Origin of the sequence: Burkholderia sp. SIMBA_062, assembly GCF_046534765.1 — a bacterium.
In the GTDB taxonomy this organism is placed as follows: domain Bacteria; phylum Pseudomonadota; class Gammaproteobacteria; order Burkholderiales; family Burkholderiaceae; genus Burkholderia; species Burkholderia ambifaria.
In genome coordinates this window covers 1-270 of the sequence record NZ_JAWRYD010000285.1, presented here as the reverse complement: position 1 = coordinate 270, position 270 = coordinate 1, and the positions used below count along the sequence as shown (strand labels likewise).

Sequence of the window (270 nt, the reverse complement as noted above, 5' to 3'; positions counted from 1 at the left end):
ACTGCCTCGCCGCGGCGCGGCCGACATGCCGCACGTCAAGCCGATCCATCTGCTGGTGGCGGCCTGCGTCGCCGCGTGGTCCGCCCATGGCCGCGCGACGACGCAGGCCGCCGCCGAAAGCACGCTCGCGCAAGTCGAGTTCGACGGCGCGTTCCTGCAGAGCCGCCTGGGCGAGCATGTCGACGTGTCGCGCTTCGCCCAGCGCAACGTGACGGCGCCCGGCGTGTACACCACCGACATCCATGTCGGTCCCGACTGGATCGGCCGCTA

1 protein-coding gene is annotated in these 270 nt (G+C 71.9%); it reads left to right on the top strand.

Annotation, left to right across the window (positions count from 1 at the left end):
- Window position 1: 1 nt before the first annotated feature.
- Window positions 2-270 (top strand): FimD/PapC N-terminal domain-containing protein (locus SB786_RS36390; RefSeq protein WP_410731602.1); only part of this gene is annotated, 269 nt, incomplete at its 3' end.